The organism is Synechococcus sp. CS-1332 (assembly GCF_025127995.1).
GTDB lineage: Bacteria > Cyanobacteriota > Cyanobacteriia > PCC-6307 > Cyanobiaceae > Cyanobium.
The window spans coordinates 37,740-62,441 of the sequence record NZ_JAHLYP010000048.1 but is presented as its reverse complement, the minus strand read 5'-3'; the positions used below and the strand labels follow the sequence as shown (position 1 = coordinate 62,441).

Sequence of the window (24,702 nt, the reverse complement as noted above, 5' to 3'; positions counted from 1 at the left end):
GGGTGGGGTGGGCTCCCGGCAGCGGTCCTTCTGGCTGGTGGCCGATGCCGAGCTGATTGTGTATGGCGCCACCGATCCGGCCGCCCGCCTCAGCATCGGCGGAGAAGAGGTGCCCCTGTCGGCCGATGGCACCTTCCGGGTTCAGGTGCCCTTCCGCGACGGCCAGCAGCTCTATCCGATCGAGGCCCTGGCCGCCGATGGGGAGCAGAAGCGCAGCATCACCATGGAGTTCCGTCGCTCGACGCCGGAAGACAACAGCAACCCCGCCAGCCAGGCCGTGGCCGAGTGGTTCTGATGGACGGCACCGCCAGCTCCAACCGCAGCCTGCTCAAACTGGTCGTGGCCCTCACTCCCCTGGCCGGAACGATTCTCTTCCCTCTGGTGGTGCCGATCCTGATGCTGCGCGTCAGCATTGCTTCCGGTGTCATCGCCGCCGTGGTGATCGGCACCCTCTGGTTCGCCGCCATGCTCCGCACCTCGGAGATGCCCGGCCACCACTGAGGCGCCCCCAAGACGTCCACCGCCGGGAAGGCTGAAGGAGCGGAACGTGCCGCGCCTTCCAGCCCATGGCCCCTACTTTCTCCATCAGTACGTTCCGACACGCCCCCGGGGCCCTCGCCGGCCTGGCGGTCCCCCTGTTGCTGGGGGGCTGCGGTCCCGCACCGGCGGCCCTCAGCGGCGGATCGCCCCAGGCCCTGCCCCTGCCAGCGGGCATCCGGGTGGCCTTCAACCACCGCGGCGACAGCCGCTACCGCAGCCCGATCAGCGGCCAGTGGCGCCAGGGAGATGACCTGGAAGCCCTGCTGCTGGAGAGCATCCGCGAGGCCCGCCAGGAGATCCTGGTGGCGGTGCAGGAGCTCTCCCTGCCGGCAGTGGCCGAAGCCCTGGTGGAACGGCACCGCCAGGGGGTGCGGGTGCACGTGGTGCTGGAGAACAACTACAGCACCCCCTGGAGCCAGCAACACGCGGTGGATCTGCCCCCCCACCAACGCCAGCGCCAGCAGCAGCTGGCGGCCCTCGGCCATGGGGACGCCGTGGCGGTGCTGCAGCGGGCCGGCGTGCAGGTGCTCGATGACACGGCCGATGGCAGCCGTGGCAGCGGCCTGATGCACCACAAGTTCCTGGTGGTCGATGGCCGGGTGGTGGTGACCGGATCGGCGAACTTCAGCCCCTCCTGCATCCACGGCGATGCCAACGCGCCGAGCACCCGGGGCAACGTGAACCACCTGCTGCGCTTCGAGAGTCCTGCGCTGGCAGGGATCTTCGCCGCCGAATTCGCCCGGCTATGGGGCGATGGCCCCGGCGGCCAAGCCGACAGCCGCTTCGGCATCGCCAAGGAAGGCGGCCCCGCCCAGGTGGTCGACGTGGCCGGCACGTCGGTGGAGGTTCTCTTCTCCCCCCACCGGCGCCACGATCCCAACCACGGCCTGGCCTGGCTGGAAACCAAGCTGGCCTCCACCAGTCGGCGCCTCGACCTGGCCCTGTTCGTCTTCTCGGGCCAGAACCTGGCCGACCGGCTCAGGGACCTCCATGGCCGGGGCGTGAAGCTCCGCCTGCTGGCGGATCCGGGCTTTGCCAACCGGGCCTTCAGCGAAACCCTCGACTTGCTCGGCGTGACCCTGCCCGACCAGGACTGCAAGATCGAAGCGGGCAACCGGGCCTGGAGCGCGCCGCTGGAGGGGGTGGGCACGCCCCAGCTGGCCGGCGGCGACAAGCTGCACCACAAATTCGCCGTGCTCGATGGCCGTGAGGTGATCACTGGCAGCTTCAATTGGAGCCCCAGTGCCGCATTCCAAAACGACGAAACCCTGCTGCTGATCCGCTCCCCCTTGCTGGCACGCCACTTCGAAGCGGAAGTGGACCGCCTCTGGCGTGGGGCCGAACTGGGCGTCAGCGGCCGCCTGGCCCGCCGCATGGAGCAGCGGCGGCGCACCTGCGGCAGTGGAACGCAGCGGACTGCCGCAGCCGCGCCCGCAGCGACGACTACGATCCGGTAACGCTTAGCACATGATTCATGGACCCGGTGTCCACTCCCGCCGCCACTCCCAGCACCATTGCCAGCTCCCGCCAGGTCACCCCGCGCCTGGATGCCATCAACCTGATGCTGCGGGACCTGCACACCCGCCACGACGAAATCCGCCACCGTGCCGCGTTCCGGGGCTGCACCAGCGAGCTGCTGACCGTGCAGCAGGAACTGGTCGACTACCTGCTCAGCATGAAGAACACCCTCCAGGGGGCGGACACCCCCAACCCCGAGGAAGGCCTCAACTACAACTCCTTCACCTGACCAGCCCGTCCGGGCCCCTCGCCAGCCGGGTGGTGGTGGTGGGGGCCGGTCCGGCCGGCGCCAGCCTGGCCCTGCTGCTGGCCCGCCGTGGCCTCCCGGTCGACCTGATCGACGCCACGATCCGTGGTGGCCGGCCGTTCCGCGGCGAGGGGCTGATGCCCAGCGGCCTGGAGGCCCTGGCCGCAATGGGCCTGCAGCCCCTCCCGCCAGCGGTGGCCCAGCTCCCGTTGGCGGCCTGGAGCTTCTTCCTTGACGGCCAGTTCCTGTTCGAGGCGGCCGAGCCGATGGGCAGTCCCGTCCCCTGCACCCTGATCGACCAGGACTCCCTGCTCCAGGAACTGCTGGTCCAGGCGGGCCGCCAGCCTGGCTTCCGCAGCCGCCAAGGCCAGGCCGCCACCGACCTGCTGGAGCAGGACGGCCGCGTCAGCGGTGTGCGTCTGGCGGACGGCAGCGCCCTGGAGGCCGACCTGGTGGTGGCCTGTGATGGCCGGGAGTCGCTGCTGCGCCGCAAGGCGGGGCTGGAGCTGGAGATCGCCCCAAGCCCCCTCGACGTGCTCTGGTTCCGGCTGGAGGCCCCCGGATCCGAGGCGCTGGTGCGTTGGCTGGCCGGCCGCTTCGTCACCGTTGTGGGCGCCTCTGGCAGCTATGCCCTGTTCCCCTCCGCCCGTGGCGGCGTGCAGCTCGGCTGGGCGATGGAGCCGGGTCGAGCCGCCCAGGCTCCCACCCCGGCCAGCCCCGGGGCCTGGTTGGAGCTCTGGGCCAGGGACGCCCCAGCGCCCCTGGCCCGGTTGCTGCGGACCTTGGCCGAGGTGGCCGTGCAGGGGCCGGTGCGGCTGCCGGTGCGGGTAGGGCTCTGCCCGGGCTGGCAACGGCCCGGCCTGCTGCTGCTCGGCGATGCCGCCCACCCGATGAGCCCGCTGCGGGCCCAGGGCATCAACATGGCCCTGCGCGATGCCCTGGTGGCCGACCGGCACCTGGGACCCTCCCTGCTGGCGGGTGGACCTGCGGCCATCGATGCGGCCACAGCGGCGATCGCCGCCGCCCGGCTGCCGGAGATCCGGCGGATCCAGCAGCTGCAGGAGGAGGAGGCCCGCCGGGCCGATCTGTTGCGGCGGCGGCACCTCCTGCGGAGCCTGCTGGCCAGCACCGCCCGCTGGAGCGGCCCCCTGCTGGAGCGGCGCTGGCGGGCCACGCAGCGGGAACTGCGCAACGGCAGCAAAGCGATCGCCACGGACCTCTGAGCGGCGGCCATGATTGGAGGACCTCCCCGCCAGCCATGGACCGGACCGTTTCCGTCACCCACCCCGGCCCACGCCGCCACCGGGCGTCCCTGCCGCACCTGGCCCTGCTGGCGTGCCTGCCGTTGCTCGGGGCCTCACCACTGCGGGCCGCCCCGGAGCCGCCCCCGTTTCCGCCCTCCGCCGACTTCCGCTCCCTGCAACTGATCGCCCTGGCCTGCAGCCGCGAGAACACGGCCGAGCCCTGCGACAAGGCCCGCAGCCTGGCCGACCCCCTGCTCGACCACCCGCGCCTGCCGGCCAGCTGCAAGGACACGCTCTGGACCATCCGTCAGCGGTCGATCGTGGCCGCCAGCAACAGCTTCGAGCGTCGCGAACCGATCGACCGGGCCGCCCGCAGCCTGACTGCCGTCTGCCGCCAGCAGTTACCGACCGCCAAGCCGGCGGCCGATTCAGCCCCGAGGCCCCAGGGGGGACTGAACCTGATCAATCCCAATCAAAACTGAAACGCTGGCCGGGCAGCAGCCGCTGCAGCTCCTCACTCAGTTCCGCCATCATCAGGCGGCTCATCTGGGGATGGCCGCGCAGGTCCTTCACCAGCTCCGCCACGTCCGCGCTGGTGAGGCCGTGGTTGCTGATCTTCGCCTTGACGCGGTCGCGGAACTGCTCGAGCAACAGGATCTGGTCGGGGGACAGCGGACTGTCATCCGAAGGATGCTGGACGTCCATGGTTGGGGGTGAGGGGAATCAGGGCTGGGGCTTGGAGCCCTCGGGGCTTCCAGCCGCCAGGGCATCGATCAGCGCCAGCAGCTGGGTCGACGTCTCGCGCAAGAAGGCCAGGCTCATCGGTGTGACGACGACGGCCTTGTCGGCCAGTTGACAGAGCGCATTGCGCTCGCCCTTCGCCTCACAGCTGCTGGAGAGCCCCAGCAGGGCATTGGTGAGCTTGCCCCGCAGGCAGGATTCGGCCCCGGCTCCGGCCAGCACCGCCTCGGCGGCGGTGTGGGTGCGGTCCACCGCTTCGGCATAGGGAAGGGCCTTCGCGGCGCCCATCACCGCCGCCCGCGCCGAGGACAGGCTCAGCACGGCCGCTCCGGCCGCGGCGACGGCAGCTGTGGCACCGAGGGCGGCGGCCGTGCTCAGGGCGGTGGGGAGCAACCGTGGCGCCATGGGGTGAAGGCAATTCAGCCCAAGCTAGCCACCCCTGTCAGCACCACCAGGAACGGGGAGGCCGGAACGGTCGCCGGAGGTAGCTTGGGACTCCCCCCGACCCCCCAGGACGCCAGCCATGGCGAAGACGACCGAGCTGCGTCAGGTGGCGCTGGAGCGACCCTTCGACGACCAGAAGCCCGGCACCTCCGGTCTGCGCAAGAGCACCCGCCAGTTCCAGACCCCCCACTATCTGGAGAGTTTCATCGAGGCCTCCCTGCGGGTGGTGCCCGGGGTCGCGGGGGGGGCCCTGGTGGTGGGCGGTGACGGCCGCTACGGCAACATCGCGGCCATCGCTGTGATCGCCCGCATGGCGGCGGCCCATGGGGTCAGCCGCCTGATCACCACCACCGGCGGCATCCTCTCGACACCGGCCGCCTCCCACCTGATCCGCAGCCGCGGCGCCGTGGCCGGCATCATCCTTTCGGCCAGCCACAACCCCGGCGGCCTGGACGGCGACTTCGGCGTCAAGATCAACGGCGCCAACGGCGGACCGGCACCGGAATCGGTCACCGATGCCATCCATGGCGCCACCCTCAGCCTGGAGGGCTACCGGATCCTCGACGCCGAGCCCCTGAACCTGGACGCCCCCGGAACGACGACCATCGGCGCCATGGCCGTGGAGGTGATCGACGGGGTCGATGACTACGTCACCCTGATGCAGAAGCTGTTCGACTTCGACCGCATCGCCGCCCTGCTGCGGGGCGACTTCCGCGTCGCCTTCGATGCCATGCATGCCGTCACCGGCCCCTACGCCTCCCGCCTGTTCGAAGGGCTGCTGGGGGCTCCGGCCGGCACGGTGCGCAACGGCCTGCCCCTGGCCGACTTCGGCGGCGGCCACCCCGACCCCAACCTCACCTACGCCCACGAACTGGCCGATCTGCTGCTGACCGGCAGCCGCTACGACTTCGGCGCCGCCTGCGACGGCGATGGCGACCGCAACATGATCCTGGGCCGGGACTGCTTCGTGAATCCCAGCGACAGCCTGGCGGTGCTCACCGCCAACGCCACCCTGGCTCCCGGCTACGTGGATGGCCTCGCCGGCGTGGCCCGCTCGATGCCCACCAGTGCCGCCGCCGACGTGGTGGCCGGCGCCCTGGGCATCCCCTGCTTCGAGACCCCCACGGGCTGGAAGTTCTTCGGCAACCTGCTCGATGCCGGGCGGATCACCCTCTGCGGCGAGGAGAGCTTCGGCACCGGCAGCAACCACATCCGCGAGAAGGACGGCCTCTGGGCCGTGCTGTTCTGGCTTCAGATCCTGGCGGTGCGCGGCTGTTCGGTGGCGGAGGTGATGGCGGGCCACTGGAGCCGCTTCGGCCGCCACTACTACTCCCGCCACGACTACGAAGCCGTGGCCAGTGAGGCCGCCCATGGCCTCTACGACCGCATCTCCGGCATGCTCACCGCCCTGCCGGGCCAGGCCTTCGCTGGCCGCACGGTCCGCGCCGCCGACGATTTCGGCTACACCGACCCGGTGGATGGCTCGATCAGCAAGGGCCAGGGCCTGCGGGTGTTGCTCGACGACGGCAGCCGGGTGGTGCTGAGGCTGTCGGGCACGGGCACAAAGGGGGCCACGCTGCGGGTGTATCTGGAGAGCTACGTCCCCCCCAGCGGCGACCTCGACCAGAACCCCCAGCTGGCCCTCAAGGATCTGATCGACGCCATCGACGCGCTGGCCGAGATCCGGGTGCGCACCGGCATGGAGCGGCCCACCGTGATCACCTGAGCGGCCAGGGACCATGAGGCCCCCTGGCGCCACCGTTGCCGGGCTGGCGGCGGCCTGGTTCAGCGGTGCCGCGGGCCCTCTGCTGGCCCAGGAGCTGCCGCCGGACCCTCCCCAGGCCGCCACCGAGGTGCTGGAGGCCACCCGCTTCGCGCCCACCACCACCGTCAACCTGCAGATCAATGGCGTCCTGGGGGCCCTCCGGTACGACGGCAGCGGGGTGGACCGTGCCAGTAACACCGCGGTGGGGGCGCCGCTGCTGAACGGCGTCAGCCTCAACCACGAGCTGCGCCTGACGATTGACACCAGCTTCACGGGCCAGGACCTGTTCCGGATCCGCCTGCGCAGTGGTGACTTCGCCCCCTCCGGCTTCTTCGCCAACCCGCCCACGCCCCTGAGCCGGCTGGATGTGGCCTTCCAGGAACCCGCCTGCGGACCCGGGGAGCAGGGGTGCTCCGGCGGGCTGGTGAGCATCAACCGGGCCTACTTGCAGATGCCGCTCAGCCCCGAGATCCGGCTCAGCGTCGGTCCCCGGATCATGCAGCTCGACATGCTCCCCGTCTGGCCGAGTGTCTACAACGCGTCGCCAATCCTGGATCTGTTCCAGTTCGCAGGCTCGCCGGGCACCTACAGCAAACGGCTCGGAGGCGGCTTCGGACTCTGGTGGCAGCCCAAGGGCGGGCTGCAGGGGTTGAGCCTGGGCTACGCCTACGTGGCCGGCCAGGCCGGGGGCAACGAGCAGGGCGGCGGCCTGTTCTCCAGCTCCTCTTCCCAGACCAGCACTCTGCAGCTTGCCCTGAGCCGTCCCCGGTGGAACATCACCGCGGCCTACAGCCTGAGCAGCCCCCAGGTGAGGCTCAGGGGCACCCCCCTGGCCAGCCAGCTGGCGGCCGGCGGCCGCGACGGCAGCCTGGGATCCTGGTCGCTGGCTGGCTACTGGCAGCCCCGCCGCTCCGGCTGGCTCCCCTCGATCAGCGCCGGCTGGGGCCAGGACAGGTTCCGTTTCGGCACCCCGGCGCTGGCCGGACTCTCGGGGGTGCTCAGCCGCTCCTGGTACACCGGCCTGGTTTGGAGCGACGTGCTGGGGGTAGGCAACAGCCTGGGAATGGCCGTCGGCTCCCCTGCCCACGTGATCGCCATCCAGACGCCCAGCCAGAGCGGGATCGACGACAGCGGGCTGGCCTTTGAGCTCTTCTACCGGATCCAGATCAGCGATGAGCTCTCGGTGACGCCGGCGCTCTTCTGGCTGAGCCGGCCGCGGGGCGCCCTCAGCGGCAGCTCGGAGGTGTCCCAGGCCCTTCTCTTCCCCGCCGCTTCAGAGGGGGCCAGCCTGGGGGGGTGGGCCGGACTGATCCGGACGACGCTTCGCTTCTGAGGCCTTCTCCTCTGAGCCGCCGCCGGACCAACCCAAGCCCCCGCCGGATCAGCCGAACCAGTTCAGGAAGCGCTGGATCACCACGGCGTTGCTGATGTCCACGAAGAAGCCCGACACCAACGGCACAATGATGAAGGCCCGGTGGGCGGCACCGTACGTCTGGGCCACCGCCGACATGTTGGCCATCGCCGTGGGGGTGGCCCCCAGGGAAATGCCCCCGAATCCGGCGCAGATCACGGCGGCCTCGTAATCGCGCCCCATCACCTTAAACACCACGAACAGGGCGAACAGGAAGGACACCACGAACTGGGCGGCGAGGATGGCCAGGATGGGACCCGCCAGGGAGGCAATGGTCCAGAGCTGCAGGCTCATCAGGGACATCGTCAGAAAGATGCCCAGGGCGATCTCCGAGACGATGGCCAGGGACCGGGGGGCGGCCAGGTGGCGGATCGGCAGCAACCGCGGCACGGTGTTGGTGAGGAGGATCGCCGCGAACAGGCAGCAAACGAAGAGGGGCAGGTTGCTGCCGGCGGCCTTGAGGACTTCGTGCAGCACCTCCCCCAGGCCCAGGCTGACGTTGAGCCAGAAGAGGGTGCCCAGCAGGCTGAAGTAGGTCACCGCCTCCGGCTCCCTCTCCGGGGTGTCGCCCTCGGGCTTGGCCGCCGTGGGGGCCTGCGGCGTCTTGAGCCGGTGGCGGCGAATCAGGATCCGGGCGATCGGCCCGCCCATCAGCGAGGCCAGCACCAGACCGAAGGTGGCGCAGGCGATGCCGATCTCGAGGGCATTGCTGATGCCGTGGCTCTCGGCGAAGCGTGGTGCCCAGGCGATCGCCGTGCCGTGCCCCCCCAGCAGGGACACCGACCCCCCCAGCAGACCCACCAGGGGATTCAGCCCCAACAGCGCGGCCATGCCGATCCCGGTGAGGTTCTGCAGGATCATGTAACCCACGGTGGTCCCCACCAGGATCAGCAGGGGCCAGCCACCCGAGAGCAAGGTCTTGATGTCGGCATTGAGGCCGATGGCCGCAAAGAAATAGAGCAGCAGAAAATCCCGCGTCTGCAGATTGAAGCTGACCTCCGTGCCATTGATGGCATGGATCAGGGCCAGCAGAAGGCAGACGAGCAGCCCGCTGGTCACCGGTTCTGGGATATTGAATTCCCTCAGGAACACCACCTTTCGATTCAGCCAGCGACCGATCGCCAGCACCACAATGGCAATATTGAAGGTCGCGAAGCTTTCAAATTGCATGGTTTTCAATCACAACCCTGGACAGAAATGCGATAACTGAATCCGATGGCGGCAGGCGTGGTGGTGGAGCCGACGCGGAAATTCATCAACCTGGTGCGCTTGCCCGGAACGGCCTGAAAAGGCCCGAACATCCGGCCCGTGCCAGGCTCAAAGGTCGGGGTTTCGTTGATCACCTGCAGGTTGCTGCCGTCAGTGAACACCATGAAGCCGGACACCGGGAAGCTGGCGCGCTCGGTAGATGCGGACGTAAAGAAGAAGCGGTAACTGCCGAAGTTGCGATCCACGATGAAATCAGTGTTCCAGTTCGTTCGTCCTACAAGCCTGTCCGGCCCGATCCTTTTGGACACAACAGGGGTCCCACCGCCTCCGAGCGGCATCAGGAAGCGGCAGCTGGCCTGTGCGGCAGGCACACCGGTGGCCGCCGTCGCGGCAAACGCGGTGAGAGCGGCAAGGATCGAACGAATCACGGTCATGGGCGTAGCGGGGGAAATCACGAAAGGACAGCATGACAGCCGACTGAAACATCTCGGCAGCAGTGCCCTTGGGGAAGCTGTGTCGATCGCCGGCGGGCCCAGGGTGGCTGGCCATGGCTCTGTGCTTAGTCGTCACCCGCTGGGGTGAGAGCGATGGGGTCCTGTTGTTGGCGTTCTGCATGAATCCAGATGGCGATCATGCCGGCAAGAGGAATCGAAAGAAACACCCCCAGCAAACCCGCGACCCGCTGACCGATGAACAGCGCTAGAAACAGAATCACCGGGTTGAGCTCCATGGCTTTGCCCATCACCCTGGGACGGATGATGTTGTCCTGAATCTGACCAAGCAGCAGCGAAGCGATCAAGGCCCGCAAGCCGATGTCTCCACCCTGGGAACCGAAGACCATCACAGTGATCAGAACGATACCGAGGGTGGCGCCGATCCCAGGGATCACATCGAGGACTCCCACAATCACCGCCAGAATCAGACTGTACTTCACGCCCAGCAAAGGGAAAACCACGGCTGTCGAAACGGTCAGGAACACCATCAACAGCAGCTGACCGCGGATGAATCCCAGCACGCTCTGCAGAAAGATCACGGCAAAACGATCACGGTGGGGCTCCGGAATCAGTCGCAGAAATCCCTTCCAAAGCTTCTCACCATCGATCAACATATAGACACTAATCACTGCACCGAAAATACCTGTGAAGACTCCGGAGAACACAGTCTGCAGCAACCCCAACCCGGTGAGTAAGCCCTGTTGCAGCAACGTCGTGATTCTGTCGAATCCATAGGTTTTGAGGTATTGATGCAGGGGCGTGAGGTCTTGCTGTTTCAAGGTGCCCTGCAGATCCAGCAGCAGACCTTGGCCCTGATTCAGCACCTGCAGGCCAATGCCGGTGACGAAACCGATCAGGAGCACCAGGGCGCCAAGGGAAACGGCGGCGATCGCCCAGCCCCGCGGCAGATAACGGCTCAGCCACGTCACCGGGGCATTCAGCAGCGCCGCCACGATCGCGGCGGCTGTGAACACCGCAATCGTGCCTGAAAAGTAATTGAAGATCACCACCGTGACTCCGATGCAGGCCACCAGGAGTAAGTAGCGCACGAGATTGGTGGTGCTGATCATTGCGGCAAAGGCCCGATGCAGAGGCTGGATCGTAGACAACCGACGCCTTCTCCTCCCCTGCAGCAGCCTTGATTCAGCGGCTGCCCTCGGCTCTGGAGGCGAACAGATTCAGACCCAGCCGCTCAGACAGGAAGCGAGCCGTGAGCTGGCCGCGCACACTGTTGCCCGCCTCGTCGAGAGGTGGTGAATAGGTGGCCAGACCACCCTTCCCCGGCGCCACCGTGATCATGCCGCCGGCCACGCCGCTCTTCCCAGGCAGGCCGGTGGCGTACAGCCAGTCGCCGGAGGTTTCGTACAACCCGGCGGTGACCATCACCGCCAGCACGTGCTGGCAATGGATGGCCTCAATCACCTGCTCGCCGGTGACGGGCTGGCGTCCGCCGTTGGCCAGGGTGGCAGCCATCACGGCCAGATCAGCGGCCGTGACACTGAGGGAACACTGGCGGGTGTAGAGCTCGGTGGCCTCGTCGGGATCCCACCAGATGCGGTCATGGTCGCTGAGCAGGGTGGCCAGACCGGCGTTGCGCCGATTGGTGGCCAGCTCTGAATCGAAGACCCGTTCGTCAATCTCCAGCCGCCGGCCGGCGAAACGGGAGAAGCCGTCCTGGATGAAGGCCCATTTCTCCTCGCTGCTGGCCCCGGGCGCCAGGCTGGTGGCGGCGATCGCCCCGGCGTTCACCATCGGATTGGAGAGGCCCTCGCCGCTGCGCTCCACCGCCAGGACGGAATTGAACGGCAGGCCGGTGCTGTTGACGCCAAGCTTCTCGCGCGCCTCCTCCTCACCGATGGCCTGGCAGATCAACGCGAACAGGAACGGCTTGGAGATGCTCTGGATGCTGAAGGACTCCCGAGCCTCGCCCGCCTCGAACAAGGCCCCCCCGCAAGTCGACACGCAGAGGCCGAAATGCCCGGAATGGGCCGCCGCCAGGGCGGGGATGTAGTCGGCCACCTGGCCATCCAGAACCGGCGCGAAGCGGAGATGCGCCTCCGCCACCAGCTCCTGCACCACCTCGGCCGTGGGCAGGTGGCCGTTGGACACCCATTCGGAAACAGACCACATGGCGGAAGAGGACTCAGGTTGGCGACGCCTGCTCCCAGGCGAAATGGGGCAGGTGATAGAGGGCTTCCCGCTGGGCAGCGCTCCAGGTTTCGATCATGGCGGCCAGCTCAGGAGCCTCCGCCCCAAAGGTCAACTGGTGAGAAACCGCCAGGGCATCAGCGGGAATGATGGCCAGCTCGAACGGTGGACCTACGGTGAGATTCGAGCGCTGGGTGAGCACCTCCGAGATCAGGCAGAGCCGGGCGGCGTCCTCCAGAGAAAGGTTGGTGTGGCCCACGTTATCGAGGGGGGGTTTGCCGTATTTCGTCTCACCGATCTGCAGAAAGGGGGTTTCGCGGGTGGCCATGATGGCGTTGCCCTCTGAGTACACCAGATACAGACCGTGGGCCTCCCCGGCGATCTGGCCGCCCAGGATGAAAGAGGCGCCGGCACTGGCCCCCGCCTGCTTCAGGGCAGCGGCATTTTCCTGCTGCACCGCCACGCTCACCCGGCCGATGTAAGCGGCCGCTTCAAAGAGATAGTCACAGGAGCGCAGATCCCTGACCCCAGGGGAAAAGGCCTCGGCAGGGCGATCGAGATCCCGGCGGATCCAGCTGATCACAGCCTGGGTGGTGGCCAGATTCCCAGCCGCCAGAAGCACGAACAGCCGATCCGATGACGGCTGAAAGACATACATCTTGCTGTAGCTTGAAATATGATCAACCCCGGCATTCGTGCGGGAGTCAGAGACCAGAACCAGACCCTTCTCCAGCCAGTAACCGATGCAATACGTCACTCTGAAAGGCTGCAGATATGGCGCTCGAAGGCTAGCTCATTGCCAAAAACAAAGACGCCGAAAGTGATCAAGATCACCACCCTATGGCGCCGGGGCAGGTCCAGACCTCAAGGGGCGGAAGGGGGCGCAACGGTCGGACCGGTCGGGTCGCTGACGTTGGCGCAAAGATCCAGGACGATCTGCTGACCAACTGAACGGCCCACCGGAACCGCCCAGGGCTCCCAGATTCCATTGATCAGCCAGGCCTGGCGCAGGCTGCTGCAATGCACCGCCACAGCGGTCGCCTGCGCCCGGATCGGCCCGACCTCCGCCTGGCTGGGCTGCACCAGGCTGACCCGGACACCACCGGGGTGGAGCTTCCAGCCGCCCCAGTCCACGAGTGTGTTGCCGTAAAACCGCCAGCGGACCACGTCTCCCGGTTGTGGCGGCACGGGCGAGGGGGGGGCGGTGGGCGCCGGAGCCTTCACCGCAGGGGGACTTACCGGAGGAGACGTGGCGGAGCTTCTGGCTACCGGCGCCGGCACAAGGGGTTTGGGGGTGGCAGTGGGTTTGGACGCAGGCTTGGCTTTGGCTGTGGCGGTGGCCGTCGGTATGGCCTTGGCCACAGCGAGCGCCGCAGGCAGCTTCAGCCAGGCGCCGACCTTCAACTGGTCGGGCTTCACCCCGGGGTTCATCTTCTGGAGCTCCGCCACGGTGGTTCGGTGGCGGGCCGCCAGGACAGCCAGCGTGTCACCTGTGCGCACCTGCACAAGGCCCTTCGATGGCGGCAGTTTCAGTGACTGGCCGATCTGCAGCTCCTCGGGCCGGCTGATCTTGTTCAGCCGCATCAACTCCTGCACACTCACTCCGTAGCGGGCCGCCAAGGCCTCGAGCGTGTCCCCCTGGACGACCTGCACGCTGCGGACAGGCGGGGGCACCTGGGCGACAGTCATGGAGCTGAGGCCCAACCCGGAGAAGCAGAGAGCAAGGGCGAACAGAAACCCTTTCGTTGCCACAACCTTTCGACTCACGATCCCAGCCACTCTCTGAACAACGAAACTACCAGAGGTGTGCGCCAAACCGGGCCGTATCTTCACCGGCCGAACGGCCGTCATGGAGGGCCGAGACGTTACATCAAGATGTTGCAAAGTTGCTTCACAACGAAGGAGCCAACGAGCGGCATCCCTGCAGCAATGTTGTGGCTTCTGTGTCGCCAGGAGAATCAGAAACCCCTGCAGAGGATGGCGCCGCCGGGGTGATCCTCTGGCGGTGCGGCCCTGGCCTTCTGAGCTCACGTGCTGCGGCGCGATCAAGCAGGGAGGCCAGCGCCAGCGCCCCATCGATTAACACCAGCACGGCCCAGAACAGCAGCAGCAGCATTTCTGCCAGGGCCGTCCGGCTCTGGGGAGGAGTGGGGGCGACGGGCTCCGGAGGGGCGACGGCTTCAAGGCCAGCCACCTCATGGCGAGGCTGGAACAGCAGGGCGGTGGGTGGATCAGTGGACAGCGGCCAGGGATGGCGCGACGCAGGCCGGCTCCTGGTCTTCGCCTGCTGCTCCCGCAACCGTTCGGCAAGCGTCGGCAGCATGGCGATCTCTCCACAACCCCTTTGGAAGATCCTCACGGCCTGGCCCAGCGACCGCAATGGCGCAGCCAGGCCAACGCATGATTCGTTACACGGCCACAGCCTGGGCTGCCCTTAGGCGGGGGGTTGCTCCTGGGCCATGGGCAGATCCGCCTGGTCGTCGACCGACTCGCCGAACCAGCGGGCCTCCAGGGCTTTCACCACCACATAGAAGGGAGGCACCACCCCCAACGAGAGCACTGTGGCCACTAGCAGGCCGCCGAAGATCACGGTCCCCAGGGACTGCTGGCTGTTGGCTCCCGCCGTGGTGGCCACCACCAGGGGCAGGAAGCCGGCCAGGGCGGCGATGGCCGTCATCAGGATCGGCCGCAGCCGCGATTCAGCCGAGGCGATGGCGGCCTCGGCGGCCGTCATGCCCTCCTTCATGTGCTGCTCGGCCACCTCAACGATCAGGATGCCGTTCTTGGCCGCCAGGCCGATCAGGGTCACCAGACCCACCTGGGCGTAGATGTTGAGATCGATCGAGCGCAGGGCCAGGAACGCCAGGGCTCCGAGCATGGCCAGGGGCACGGTCATCAGGATGATCACCGGCGTCACATAGCTCTCGTACTGGGCCGAGAGCACCAGATAGACCACAAGGATCCCAAGGCCGAACACCAGCACGCTGGCATTGCCCGCCGAAAGCTGCAAAGCGGCGAGGCCGGTAAAGGCATAGCCGATGTTGTTGAACTCCTGGGCATGGAAGAGATCCTGAATCCTCGTCAGGGCCTGCCCGGAACTCGTGCCGATCGCCTCGGCCCCCTGAATCAGGATGGTGCGGTAGAGGTTGAAATGGCTGATCACCGGTGGCGCGCTGGTGAGCTCCGCCGTTGCGAATTCCGACACCTGAACCATCTTGTTGTCATTGCTGCGCACGTAGTAACTGAGCACATCCTCCAGGGAACTGCGGTTCTTCGACGCCGCCTGCACGTAGATGTTCCTGACCTGGCCACTCTCATAGGTGAGGCCTGAGTAATTGCTGCCCGCCAGCACAGCGATCGTCTGCATGGCCTGCTGGAAGTCGACGTTGAGGGCCCCCAGGATCGAGCGATCGATCTTCAGCCCGAAAGCCGGGGCGCTGGGGATGAACTGGGTGTAGAGCGTGGAGAAGCCACCACTGGCCGTACCGGCCTGGATCAGTTGCTTGGCCTGATCATTCAGCTGGTTGAAGCTGAAGGCCCCATTACTGAGGTCGTTGAACTGGAAATAGAAGCCGCCCTGGGCAGAGAAGCCCGGGATCGCCGGCGGCTGGGCCGCCACCGCCATGCCGGAGCTGATCTGGCTGAGCTTGGCGTTGAGCCGGTTGATGATCGCCGGCGCTTTCTGGTCGGCGCCACTGCGCTCCTCGAGCGGCTTGAAGCCGAAGAAGAACACCCCCTGATCAGGACTGGCGCCGTTGAAGCCGTAGCCACTCACCACCGAACCGGCGATGATCTCCGGCTCCGCATTGAGCACCTTGGCCACCTCCAGGCCGGTGCCCTGGGTCTGGCTGAGGGAGGCGCCGTTCTGGAGCTGGAAGATCCCCATGCCATAGCCCTGGTCTTCTTCAGGGATGAAGGCGGAAGGCAGGGCGGAGAAGGCAAACACGGTGAGGGCGATGCCAGCTCCCAGGCCCACCAGGATCCAGCGACGCCGGGCGATCAGGGCCCCCACCATGGAGGCGTAGCCATGCTCCAGGCGGGCGAAGAAGGCGTTGAAGCGATTGAAGATCCAGACCAGATTGGCCCCGGCCAGCACGCCGGCCACCACGCCCAGCACGTAGGTGAGATTGCCGAAGGAGGCGGCACTGAAACGGCCGAAGGCCAGGCCCACCACCACGCCGCCGATGATGCCCACCAGCCGCCCCGGGGGCGCCGACTTCTGGCTCCTCAGCAACAGGGCCGAGAGCATGGGAGAGAAGGTGAGCGCATTGAAGGCGGAGATGGCGATCGAGAAGGCGATGGTGAGGGCGAACTGTTTGTAGATGATGCCGATGCCGCCGGGGTAGAAGGCCACGGGCACGAACACCGCCATCAACACCAGGGCGGTGGCCACCAGGGCCCCGAACAACTCCCCCATGCATTCCATGGCGGCCTGGCGGGGACGCATCCCCTTCTCCAGGTTCTTCTCCACCGCCTCGATCACCACGATGGCGTCGTCCACCACCAGGCCCGTGGCCAGCACCAGGCCCAGCAGGGTGAGCTGGTTGATCGAGAAACCGAAGATCTTCACGAAGGCGAAGGTGCCGATCAGGGAGATCGGAATCGCCAGGCTGGGCACCACCGTGGCCCGCCAGTCCTGCAGAAACAGGAACAGGATCAGCAGCACCAGCACGATGGCCAGGCCGAGGGCATCGATCACCCCCTCCACGGCCGATTCGATGAACTGGCCGATGTTGTAGATCTCGAACACCTTGACCCCCGGAGGGACGGTCTGGGTGAACTGGTTCATCACCTGCACCACCTGGTTCGAAACGTCGAGGGCATTGCTCTCAGGGGTCTGGAAGACAGCCACCGTGATCGAGGGGTGGCCTTCGATGCTGACGGCCTGCTGGGCGTAGGTGTTGGTGCCGTAGGTGGCTTCGCCGACATCCTTGAGCCGCAGCAGGTTGCCGGCGGGCGTGCGGCCGACGATCAGGTTGTTGAGCTCCTCAACCGAGACCAGATTGCCGTTGTTCTCCACCAGGATCGGGTAGGCGAACTTCTGGTTGCCCCCAGCTGGCGGTCCCCCCACCAGGCCACCGATCGCCACGGAGTTCTGGCTGCTCACAGCCTTGACCACCTGATCGGCAGTGAGGTTATTGGCGGTCAGCTTGTTGGCATCGACAAACAACCAGAAGGCAGGATTGCTGCCACCGAGAAGGTTGACAGTGGCCACACCCGGCACCCGTTCCAGCTGAAAATAAAGGTTCTGATAAATCAGACCATTGAGATAGGAGGCATCAAACTGACCCTCCGTTGAGGTCACCTGGTAAGCGAGCAGAATGGAGGGGGTGCTCTGCATCACCGAAACCCCGGTGGCCTGCACCTGCTGGGGCAACTGGGGCATCGCCAGAGACACGCGGTTCTGCACGTTCACCTGGTCGATATTGATATCAGTGCCTTCGTTAAAGAAGACCTGAATTGTGCTCGTACCAGACATATTGCTGGTGGAAGAAATATAATTGGCACCCGGAACACCGTTGATCTGCTGCTCGATCGGGTTGGTCACCGCCTGCTCGGTCACCAGGGAATTGGCGCCTCCGTAGTTGGAGGTCACCTGGATGAGCGGAGGGGCGATGTTGGGAAGATTCTCGATCGACAGCGTGGGGATGGCGATCAGGCCCACCAGCACGATCAGGATGCTGCAGACGGTGGTCAGAACCGGCCGCTTGATGAAGTTATCGGAGAACGACATCGGTTCGCTCAGCTCGCCGCCGGAGCCGTCGCCCGCCGCACCGGCATGCCGGAGCGGAGCAGGGCCGTGTTGCTCACCACCACCTCATCCCCCTTGGCCAGGCCGGACAGCACCGGATAGGCATTGTTCTGCAACTTGCCAAGCTTCACTGCCGTCTGTACCACCACCGGCGTGGTGCCGGGAAGTTTTTCCAGCTGCTGCTTCTGGGCCGGCAACAGCTGATCGGAAGCCTTGATCTGGGGCAGAATTGTGGACAGCGGCAACACCTTGTAGACGAAAGGTTGCTGGGCCTGCATCATCACCGCCTCGACCGGCACCGCCAGCTGGTCGCTGATGCCCGTGATGATGCGGTTGCGCACGTATTGGCCGGTTTTCAGCACCCCGGTGAGATTCGGAAACTCCGCCTTCACCAGCACCGTGTTGGGCTGGGTGGAGGAGCCCTGCTGAGCGGTGGCGAAGTAGGGGGAGACGAACACCACCCTGCCCACGCCCTTCACCGGTGGATTTCCTTGGCTCTCCACCTGTACAGGCTGGCCAATCTTCACCTGGCTGGACTGGGTGGCCGGCACATCCATCAGGGTCCAGAGGGAGCTGTTGTTCACGATTCCCGTGATCGCCTGGCCCTGGCGCACGTAATCGCCGAGCTTGACCGAATCGAGATTGCCGATCTCCCCGTCGATCGGAGCGGTGACGAACTTGTAGCCCAGGGTGGCGGCGCTGGAGCGGGCCTGGTCCCGACTCTGGATGGCCTGGGTGATGTAGTAGTCCCGATCCTTGGTCGAGACGGCCCCCTGCTCATTGAGGAAGACGTAGCGCTCAGCGTTGACGCGATCTTTGATGGCCTCGGCCCGGTCCGAATCGAGCGTGGCCGATTCCTGCACGTTGTCGAGCACGAGGATGGGCTGGCCCGCCTTCACCCGCTGACCTTCCCTGGCCAGGATACGCACCACCCGGCCATCGGATTGGGGCCGCATCACCACATTGGAGGTGGACTCGATGACGCTGATCGTCTCGATGCCCGGGGCAAAGCGGAACTCCCCCACCGTCACCGTCTGCACCACCAGCGGCTGTCGGGCCTTGGGCTCAGCGGAGCCACAGGCTGCCAGCAACAGCGCCAGGGGAAGGAGAGAGGGAAAAACCTGCCAGCGCACCGAACCGGTCCATACCTCTGCAAGGTACCGGAAAAGCCCCGTTCGCCCCACTGGTCCGGCGCGCCTTGCGGCCCCTCAGGAGCGGGGGCCGGGCCCACCACGGCGGCTGGGGCGGTGGTGGTAGTCGGGCTCCGGGTTGGACTCCTGCAGTTGGCGCACCGCCTCCACCGCCATGCCGGCCACCACCCCAAACCCCCCGAGCACCACGGTGCTCCAGAACAGGGCCTCGGGGGTGATCCTCAAGGGGGTGTTCCCCACGATGGCCCGCAGAAACTGGGCGATCGCCAAGCCCACCAGACCCGTGATCAGTCCTGCGCAGAGCACCCGCCGGCCACTCAGTGGTGGGCAGGGGGCTGGCATCAGGACGCTCCGCCCGCCCGTGCCTCGGCGGTCGCCGGCGGCGAAGCGGCCGTGAGCTGTTTCACCACCACGTAGAACACCGGCACCACGAACAGGGACAGCACGGTGGCCACGGCCAAGCCCCCGAACACCACCGTACCCAGGGACGCCTGGCTTCTGGCGCCAGCACCGCTGGCAAACACCAGGGGAAGGAAGCCGAACAGGGAGGAGATGGCCGTCATCAGGATCGGCCGGAAACGGGACTGGGCCGAGGCCCGCGCCGCCTCCATGGCACTTGCGCCCTCCTCCATGCGCTGGTTGGCGAGATCGACGATCAGGATGCCGTTCTTGGCCGCCAGGCCGATCAGCATCACCAGCCCCACCTGGGCATAGATGTTGAGCACTTCACCCCGCAGGGCCAGGAAGGCCAGGGCCCCCAGCATGGCCGTTGGCACGGTCATCAGGATGATCAAGGGATCGCTGTAGCTCTCGTACTGCGCTGAAAGCACCAGATAGACCGCAAGAATGCCAAGCGCGAAGATCACGATCGCCAGGGCCCCCGCGCTCACCTCTTCCCGGGAGATCCCGGTCCAGTCGTAGCCGACCCCGGTGGTGGAGAGGTTGTTGAAGAGGTCCTGGATGTCCTTGATCGCCTGGCCGGAGCTGCGCCCTGGCAGGGCCGACCCCTCCACCTTGATCGAGCGGAACAGGTTGAAACGGGGGATCACCGACGGGCCGGTGACCGACTCCACCTGGATGAACTCCGACAGGGGGATCTGCTCACCACGGGCGTTGGGCACATACAGGGATTTCAGTTGGTCCGGATTGGCGCGGTAGCGCTCATCGGCCTGCACGAAGATGCGGCGCACCCTGCCGGCATCAAAGGTGTCGTTGACATAGAACGAACCGATGTTGAAGCTGAACGTCTGCATCGCCGTGCCGTAGTCGACCCCGAGCGCCGCCATCCGATCACGGTCGACGAGAATCTGCAGCTGGGGGGCTTCAGGAGAGAACTGGGTGAACACCCGATCGAACAGGCCGCTCTGGTTGGCCTTGCCGACCAGCTGAGTGGCCGCGGCGAAGAAATCGGCGGGGGTGAGGGAGCCACCGCTGCGGTTGAGCATCTGCATCTCGAAGCCGGCCCCCGTGCCGTAGCCGGGGATGGCGGGGGGTTCGATCACGATGATCCGCGCCTCTTCAATCACCGAGAGCTTGCGGTTCAGACGCTGGGTGATCGCCGCCACCGACTGGTCCGAGGAGGTGCGCTCATCCCAGTTGCGGGTGCCGAAGAAGAACAGGCCCCGGTTGGGAGCATTGCCATCGAGACTGGCGCCGCTGAACACCGCCGCCGAGGTGATGTCCTTCTCGCTGCGCAGGATTTCGGCCACCCGCTGATTGATGCGGCGGGTGTTCTCCAGAGAAGCCCCGTCTGGGGCCTGGACGAAGCCGATGGCATAGCCCTGATCCTCCACGGGCACGAAGCCCGTCGGGATAGCGGTGAAGGCGTACGCGGTGAGAAGGATGCCACCGGCCAGCAGAGCCATCATGAGACGACGCTTACCGAGCACCCAGCCCAGTCCAGCTTGATAGCGCCGCTCCACACCGGCATAGATGACGTTGAAGCGGCGGAAGATGAACGGAGCCCCCCAACCCAGGACCCCGCCGATCAGCGTGTAGATCAGCACCTCCACAGGACTGTTGACCCCCGCCAGCAACAGGGCCGAGACGGCGCCACCGATCGCGAAAGGCAGCCGCAGGGGAAGTTTCGTGAGCAGAAGCAGGCCAAAGCCGATCCCCGTGGCCAGCGCCAGGACGCCCAAGGCCACCAGGGTGCCGCCGCCGCTGGCAAGCAGGCCGTACACGAAGCCGATGAACACCCCGGAGATGGCATAGGTGCGGCGACTGGGGGGCTCGCTCTCCCGGGCCAGCAACAGGGCCGAGAGCATCGGCGAGAAGGTGAGGGCGTTGAACGTGGAGATCAGGATGGAGAAGATGATCGTGGCGGCGAACTGCTTGTAGATCGTTCCTGTGGCCCCAGGGAAGAACAGCACCGGAACGAACACCGCGAACAGGACCAGGGAGGTGGCGATCACGGCGCCGAACAACTCATCCATGGTGGCTTTGGCGCTCTGGAGGGCACTCAGTCCGGCGGCCTTCTTGGTCGATGTGTCTTCGATGATGGTGATGGCGTCATCCACCACCAGTCCTGCGGCCAGCACCAGGCCGAAGAGGGTGAGCTGGTTGAGGGTGAAGCCGAAAGCCTTCACGAACAGGAACGTGCCCACCAGGGCCACCGGGATGGCGATGGCCGGCACCAGGGTGGCCTTCCAGTTCTGCAAGAACAGGAACAGGATCAGCACCACCAGCACCACCGCTTCCCGCAGGGCGGTGGTGACGCCGTCAATCGAGGCCTCGACGAATTCGGTGTTGTCGTAGATCTTCTGGATCGTCATGCCCACCGGCATGACGTCCTCGAATTCCTTGATCACCTCCTCCACGCCACTGGAGACGTCAAGGGCATTGCTGCCGGTGAGCTGGTAGATCGCCATCCCCACCGAGGGGACACCGCGCAGGTCGGAGGCCTCGATGTCGAAGGATTCACCCCCCAGCGTCACCCGGCCCACATCGCGCAGGCGAACCAGGCCGCCATCGGCAGTGGAGCGCAGGATCATCGATCCGAATTCCTCGGTGGTCCGCAGCCGTCCCTGCAGCTGCACCGTCAGGGTGAACTTCTGGCCCAGTGGGGAGGGGGCACCGCCGATGCGCCCGACGGGCACCAGACGATTCTGGCTGCGCAAGGCCTGCACCACATCGGCGGCGCTCAGCTTGTTGGCGGCCAGGCGATCCGGGTCGAGCCAGAGGCGGAAGGCCAGCTGGCGGTTGCCGAAGTAGGTGAGTTCACCGACACCCGGAACTCGCCGGACAGCATCAGTGAGGTTCTGATCAAGGAGCCCGCTGATGGTCTCAAGACTATATTGCTGTTTCGGATCTTCGCTGGTGAAGTTATAAACGAGCAGGATGGAGTTTGAGGCCTTATTCACCGTGATGCCCGACTGGCGCACCTCTTCCGGCAGGCTCGGCTGGGCCAGCGACACCCGGTTCTGAACATTCACCTGGTTGATGTCGCCGTCACTGCCGCTGGCAAACGTGACGGAGATGGCGCTGGAGCCATCGGCCGCACTGTTGGAGGTGATGAACTCCATGTTCTCCACACCGTTGATCTGCTGCTCGAGCACGCTGGTGACACCCTGCTCGACGCTGACCGCGTCGGCCCCCACATAGCGGGAGGTGACCCTCACCGTCGGCGGCGCGATGTCCGGCAGGTTCTCGATGGGCAGCAGCGGGATCGCGATCAGTCCGCCGATCACAATCAACAGGCTGCACACCGTGGTGAGCACCGGCCTGAGGATGAACGTGTTGGAAGGAGACATTCAGGCTTTGCTCAGTTCACCTTGACGGGCGCGCCGTTACGGAGGTTGATCAGGTTGGTGGTGATCACCCGGGTCCCGGCCTGGAGTCCCTTGAGCACCGGATAGCGGTTGTTCTGCAGGGGGCCCAGTTGCACGGGGGTCTGCAGGGCGAAGCTGGTGCCGGCGGGGAGCTTCCGGGCCACAGCCAGATCGGTGCGGCCTGGACGCCGCTCCAGGTCGGCCAGGCTGCCCACTTCATAGACGAAGCTCTGACCAGAGATCTGGGTGACAGCGGCGAAGGGCACCGACAGCTCCTGGCGGCTGTCGAGCACCAGCCGGGTGCGGGTGCGCAGGCCGGTGCGCAGCAGCCCGCCCGGATTGGCGAATTCCGCCTTGGCCAACAGCGACTGGGTGCCGGCCACCACGCCAGGATCGAGGGAGCCAACCACGCTCTGGGCCATGGGCTTGTTGGTGGCGGGATCCATGAGGATCACCGGCTGCCCCAGCCGCAGCCGATTGGAGAACACGGCCGGCACATCCACCCGGGCCATCAGTCGGTCGTTGCGGATGATCGTGGTAAAGGAAGCACCCGCGGCGATCACGTCGCCCAGCTTCACCTGCAGGTCGCCGACGATGCCGGAGATCGGCGCCTTGAGATCGCGGAAGGCCAGATCCGCCCGGCGCGCCACCAGATCCTGCCGCGAGGAGAGGTAACGCTGGCGAAACTCGTCCCGCTGGAAGGCACTGGCCGCTCCCTGGCGCACGAGGTATTCGTAGCGCTCATAATTGAGCTTGTTGGTCTGCACCTCCGCCTCCAGGCGGGCCACATCGGCGCGGCCCTGGGCTTGATCAAGCACCAAAAGGATCTGACCGGCGCTCACCTTGTCCCCCTGACGCACCTGCAAGCGCTCGATGCGGCCGCCGGCCTGGGCCGCGAGCCGCACCTCTTCGATGGCCTCCAGGGTGCTGACGGTGTCGACGTTGTCGGTGAAGGGGGCCAGGGTGGCCGTTTCGGCGCGGACCGAAAGGGGTGGCCTGGCGGCGGGAGGCTCGGGCTGGCAACCCGCCAGCAAGACCGCGACGAGAAGGGGTCCGCTCAGCAGACCAGCCCCGACAGCCTTGGATGAACGGCGACGCTGGGGGGAGAGGAGATGGGTTGCACGCTGTCGCAGCCCTGATGAAGTTATGCGCACCGAACCTTCAACGCGAACCCTTCAGCCCGGCGAATGCTACGGCATGGGAGAAGAATCCTGGGGCTGAAGCCGGGGTGGCGGCAAACCCTGATCCATCGACGTCTTCAATACCACACCAGAGGCCCCGAAAGCGCCGCATCCGTGTCAACCCTGGGCCCAGGTCGCGGCGGGTCCTTCAGCAGCTGTGGCGGGCCATCCCCCGAAGAACGATTCAAAGGTCAGACGCAGCTTCACCCGATCAAGAAATCTCCATATCACGGCACCATTATAGAGACCGAGACCCTGTCTTGCTCACCTGAAGACGAAGGCCAGTCCAGGGCCAGAGGTCGCGAAACGCCTCTCCCATGACCCCCAAAGAACCATCAACAACAGCCCAGCCACCACACCCTTTTGATCCACGCAGGTACCACTACAATCGGTCAAGACACTCGTCAAGAGCAAGCGACAAGTGACGAGCGAGACACCACCTCTGTTCGGAAAAACCAGGTTTCTCCAGGGCCTGATCGATGAGTTCATTGATCAGATCAACGAAGGAACCATCTACTTGGAAATGGGCATCAAGGCCTACCTTTCCGCAGGGGCGGCGACACCGGCCTGCGAAGAGAAACTAAGGCAGATCGTTGACACCAAAGAACGTTGTGCGGAATTGCGGCGCCGAATTCTCACCTTGCTCTATACCGAAATGCTGATCCCTGATGCCCGTGGAGACGTCTTGAAGTTGCTGGGAGAACTTTTCGCCTTGCTTGATGAAATGGGCAGCAAGTATGAAGACCTGATCATTGAGCATCCCGGCGGAATTCTCGGTGAGTTTCGTGAGGACTTTGAAGATCTGAACGCCATCGCCTTGAAATGTGTGAGGACCGTCATCACAGCAGCACGGACCTTCTTCCGAGACCCACCTTCGGTGCGTGATCACATCAATGAGGTTCGCATTTTTGAATCAGAGACTGACATGGTTGCCCTGCGACTAAAGAAACGAATCTATGGCTCTGATTTATCGTTCGAACGAAAGACTCAATTACGCGATGCCACCAACATGCTCGACAAACTGGCCGACAGATCCGAGAGCCTTGGTGATGACCTGGCCATTTTTGCGATCAAACGTGCCCTTTGA

Annotated in this window: 22 protein-coding genes and 1 pseudogene; 9 read left to right on the top strand and 14 right to left on the bottom strand. The window is 65.9% G+C overall.

The features are described from left to right. From KQ305_RS11900 to KQ305_RS11875, 6 genes and pseudogenes are all read left to right on the top strand, one after another. Positions 1-295, top strand: a pseudogene (locus KQ305_RS11900) (DUF4912 domain-containing protein); the annotation flags it as partial. Then, complete coding sequence (locus tag KQ305_RS11895; protein ID WP_259725617.1) at positions 295-501, top strand: hypothetical protein; 207 nt, start codon at positions 295-297, stop codon at positions 499-501. The pseudogene KQ305_RS11900 and the gene KQ305_RS11895, both read left to right, overlap by 1 nt. 65 nt (positions 502-566) lie before the next feature. Then, positions 567-1,997: a phosphatidylserine/phosphatidylglycerophosphate/cardiolipin synthase family protein gene (locus KQ305_RS11890; RefSeq protein ID WP_259725616.1), complete on the top strand. Its 1,431-nt coding sequence runs from the start codon at positions 567-569 to the stop codon at positions 1,995-1,997. A gap of 26 nt (positions 1,998-2,023) precedes the next feature. Next, positions 2,024-2,287: a hypothetical protein gene (locus tag KQ305_RS11885; RefSeq protein WP_399231475.1), complete on the top strand. Its 264-nt coding sequence runs from the start codon at positions 2,024-2,026 to the stop codon at positions 2,285-2,287. A 38-nt stretch (positions 2,288-2,325) separates the two neighbouring features. Further along, positions 2,326-3,528 carry an FAD-dependent monooxygenase gene (locus KQ305_RS11880; RefSeq protein ID WP_259725614.1) on the top strand — a complete coding sequence of 401 codons (1,203 nt, stop codon included), beginning with the start codon at positions 2,326-2,328 and terminating at the stop codon, positions 3,526-3,528. Between the two features lie 35 nt (positions 3,529-3,563). Then, positions 3,564-4,031, top strand: coding sequence for a hypothetical protein (locus tag KQ305_RS11875; RefSeq protein WP_259725613.1), 468 nt, complete (start codon positions 3,564-3,566; stop codon positions 4,029-4,031). On the opposite strand, the gene KQ305_RS11870 is transcribed toward KQ305_RS11875, so the two are convergent. Next, a complete protein-coding gene (locus KQ305_RS11870) occupies positions 4,012-4,254 on the bottom strand; it encodes a hypothetical protein (RefSeq protein ID WP_259725612.1) in 243 nt (80 codons plus the stop codon). The two genes, KQ305_RS11875 and KQ305_RS11870, sit on opposite strands and share 20 nt — an antisense overlap. Before the next feature lie 18 nt (positions 4,255-4,272). Further along, on the bottom strand, positions 4,273-4,695 hold the full coding sequence (locus KQ305_RS11865) for a hypothetical protein (RefSeq protein WP_259725611.1): 423 nt from the start codon (positions 4,693-4,695) through the stop codon (positions 4,273-4,275). Positions 4,696-4,813: 118 nt separating this feature from the next. Between KQ305_RS11865 and KQ305_RS11860 the strand changes: the two genes are divergently transcribed. Beyond that, on the top strand, positions 4,814-6,460 hold the full coding sequence (locus KQ305_RS11860) for an alpha-D-glucose phosphate-specific phosphoglucomutase (protein WP_259725610.1): 1,647 nt from the start codon (positions 4,814-4,816) through the stop codon (positions 6,458-6,460). 13 nt (positions 6,461-6,473) lie between these two features. Beyond that, the gene (locus KQ305_RS11855; protein ID WP_259725609.1) at positions 6,474-7,832 is read left to right on the top strand and encodes a carbohydrate porin; all 1,359 of its coding nucleotides are present in this window, start codon (positions 6,474-6,476) and stop codon (positions 7,830-7,832) included. Between the two features lie 48 nt (positions 7,833-7,880). Here KQ305_RS11855 and gltS read toward each other — a convergent pair whose 3' ends face one another. The 12 genes from gltS to KQ305_RS11795 form a co-directional block, all read right to left on the bottom strand. Next, the gene (gene gltS, locus KQ305_RS11850; RefSeq protein ID WP_259725608.1) at positions 7,881-9,080 is read right to left on the bottom strand and encodes a sodium/glutamate symporter; all 1,200 of its coding nucleotides are present in this window, start codon (positions 9,078-9,080) and stop codon (positions 7,881-7,883) included. Positions 9,081-9,085: 5 nt separating this feature from the next. Beyond that, positions 9,086-9,553: a hypothetical protein gene (locus KQ305_RS11845; RefSeq protein WP_259725607.1), complete on the bottom strand. Its 468-nt coding sequence runs from the start codon at positions 9,551-9,553 to the stop codon at positions 9,086-9,088. A 125-nt stretch (positions 9,554-9,678) separates the two neighbouring features. Further along, complete coding sequence (locus KQ305_RS11840) at positions 9,679-10,683, bottom strand: AI-2E family transporter (RefSeq protein WP_259725606.1); 1,005 nt, start codon at positions 10,681-10,683, stop codon at positions 9,679-9,681. A 73-nt stretch (positions 10,684-10,756) separates the two neighbouring features. Then, positions 10,757-11,743, bottom strand: coding sequence for a glutaminase A (glsA, locus tag KQ305_RS11835; protein ID WP_259725605.1), 987 nt, complete (start codon positions 11,741-11,743; stop codon positions 10,757-10,759). Between the two features lie 13 nt (positions 11,744-11,756). Continuing rightward, entirely contained in the window at positions 11,757-12,518 is a 762-nt protein-coding gene (locus tag KQ305_RS11830; RefSeq protein WP_259725604.1) for a 20S proteasome subunit A/B, read from the bottom strand. Between the two features lie 107 nt (positions 12,519-12,625). After that, positions 12,626-13,450 carry a LysM peptidoglycan-binding domain-containing protein gene (locus KQ305_RS11825; RefSeq protein ID WP_259725603.1) on the bottom strand — a complete coding sequence of 275 codons (825 nt, stop codon included), beginning with the start codon at positions 13,448-13,450 and terminating at the stop codon, positions 12,626-12,628. 202 nt (positions 13,451-13,652) lie between these two features. Continuing rightward, positions 13,653-14,084 (bottom strand): hypothetical protein, encoded by a 432-nt coding sequence (locus tag KQ305_RS11820; RefSeq protein WP_259725602.1) that lies wholly within the window; start codon positions 14,082-14,084, stop codon positions 13,653-13,655. A gap of 111 nt (positions 14,085-14,195) precedes the next feature. After that, positions 14,196-17,495: an efflux RND transporter permease subunit gene (locus KQ305_RS11815; protein ID WP_259725601.1), complete on the bottom strand. Its 3,300-nt coding sequence runs from the start codon at positions 17,493-17,495 to the stop codon at positions 14,196-14,198. 8 nt (positions 17,496-17,503) lie between these two features. Then, positions 17,504-18,646 carry an efflux RND transporter periplasmic adaptor subunit gene (locus KQ305_RS11810; protein WP_259725600.1) on the bottom strand — a complete coding sequence of 381 codons (1,143 nt, stop codon included), beginning with the start codon at positions 18,644-18,646 and terminating at the stop codon, positions 17,504-17,506. Positions 18,647-18,721: 75 nt separating this feature from the next. Further along, positions 18,722-19,006, bottom strand: a complete 285-nt coding sequence (locus KQ305_RS11805) for a hypothetical protein (protein ID WP_259725599.1) — start codon at positions 19,004-19,006, stop codon at positions 18,722-18,724. Continuing rightward, the gene (locus KQ305_RS11800; protein WP_259725598.1) at positions 19,006-22,416 is read right to left on the bottom strand and encodes an efflux RND transporter permease subunit; all 3,411 of its coding nucleotides are present in this window, start codon (positions 22,414-22,416) and stop codon (positions 19,006-19,008) included. The genes KQ305_RS11805 and KQ305_RS11800 overlap by 1 nt, the downstream gene beginning before the upstream one ends. A gap of 11 nt (positions 22,417-22,427) precedes the next feature. Beyond that, the gene (locus KQ305_RS11795) at positions 22,428-23,468 is read right to left on the bottom strand and encodes an efflux RND transporter periplasmic adaptor subunit (protein WP_259725597.1); all 1,041 of its coding nucleotides are present in this window, start codon (positions 23,466-23,468) and stop codon (positions 22,428-22,430) included. Between the two features lie 568 nt (positions 23,469-24,036). Between KQ305_RS11795 and KQ305_RS11790 the strand changes: the two genes are divergently transcribed. Next, positions 24,037-24,702: a DUF47 domain-containing protein gene (locus KQ305_RS11790; protein ID WP_259725596.1), complete on the top strand. Its 666-nt coding sequence runs from the start codon at positions 24,037-24,039 to the stop codon at positions 24,700-24,702.

Bases quoted from the DNA above. Each gene is read 5' to 3' on its own strand.
- gltS (WP_259725608.1), bottom strand. From the start codon at position 9,080: ATGCAATTTGAAAGCTTCGCGACCTTCAATATTGCCATTGTGGTGCTG.
- KQ305_RS11855 (WP_259725609.1), top strand. From the start codon at position 6,474: ATGAGGCCCCCTGGCGCCACCGTTGCCGGGCTGGCGGCGGCCTGGTTC.
- KQ305_RS11800 (WP_259725598.1), bottom strand. From the start codon at position 22,416: ATGTCTCCTTCCAACACGTTCATCCTCAGGCCGGTGCTCACCACGGTG.
- KQ305_RS11805 (WP_259725599.1), bottom strand. From the start codon at position 19,006: ATGCCAGCCCCCTGCCCACCACTGAGTGGCCGGCGGGTGCTCTGCGCA.
- KQ305_RS11825 (WP_259725603.1), bottom strand. From the start codon at position 13,450: ATGACTGTCGCCCAGGTGCCCCCGCCTGTCCGCAGCGTGCAGGTCGTC.
- KQ305_RS11815 (WP_259725601.1), bottom strand. From the start codon at position 17,495: ATGTCGTTCTCCGATAACTTCATCAAGCGGCCGGTTCTGACCACCGTC.
- KQ305_RS11870 (WP_259725612.1), bottom strand. From the start codon at position 4,254: ATGGACGTCCAGCATCCTTCGGATGACAGTCCGCTGTCCCCCGACCAG.
- KQ305_RS11865 (WP_259725611.1), bottom strand. From the start codon at position 4,695: ATGGCGCCACGGTTGCTCCCCACCGCCCTGAGCACGGCCGCCGCCCTC.
- KQ305_RS11820 (WP_259725602.1), bottom strand. From the start codon at position 14,084: ATGCTGCCGACGCTTGCCGAACGGTTGCGGGAGCAGCAGGCGAAGACC.
- KQ305_RS11845 (WP_259725607.1), bottom strand. From the start codon at position 9,553: ATGACCGTGATTCGTTCGATCCTTGCCGCTCTCACCGCGTTTGCCGCG.
- KQ305_RS11890 (WP_259725616.1), top strand. From the start codon at position 567: ATGGCCCCTACTTTCTCCATCAGTACGTTCCGACACGCCCCCGGGGCC.
- KQ305_RS11875 (WP_259725613.1), top strand. From the start codon at position 3,564: ATGGACCGGACCGTTTCCGTCACCCACCCCGGCCCACGCCGCCACCGG.
- KQ305_RS11840 (WP_259725606.1), bottom strand. From the start codon at position 10,683: ATGATCAGCACCACCAATCTCGTGCGCTACTTACTCCTGGTGGCCTGC.
- glsA (WP_259725605.1), bottom strand. From the start codon at position 11,743: ATGTGGTCTGTTTCCGAATGGGTGTCCAACGGCCACCTGCCCACGGCC.
- KQ305_RS11860 (WP_259725610.1), top strand. From the start codon at position 4,814: ATGGCGAAGACGACCGAGCTGCGTCAGGTGGCGCTGGAGCGACCCTTC.
- KQ305_RS11895 (WP_259725617.1), top strand. From the start codon at position 295: ATGGACGGCACCGCCAGCTCCAACCGCAGCCTGCTCAAACTGGTCGTG.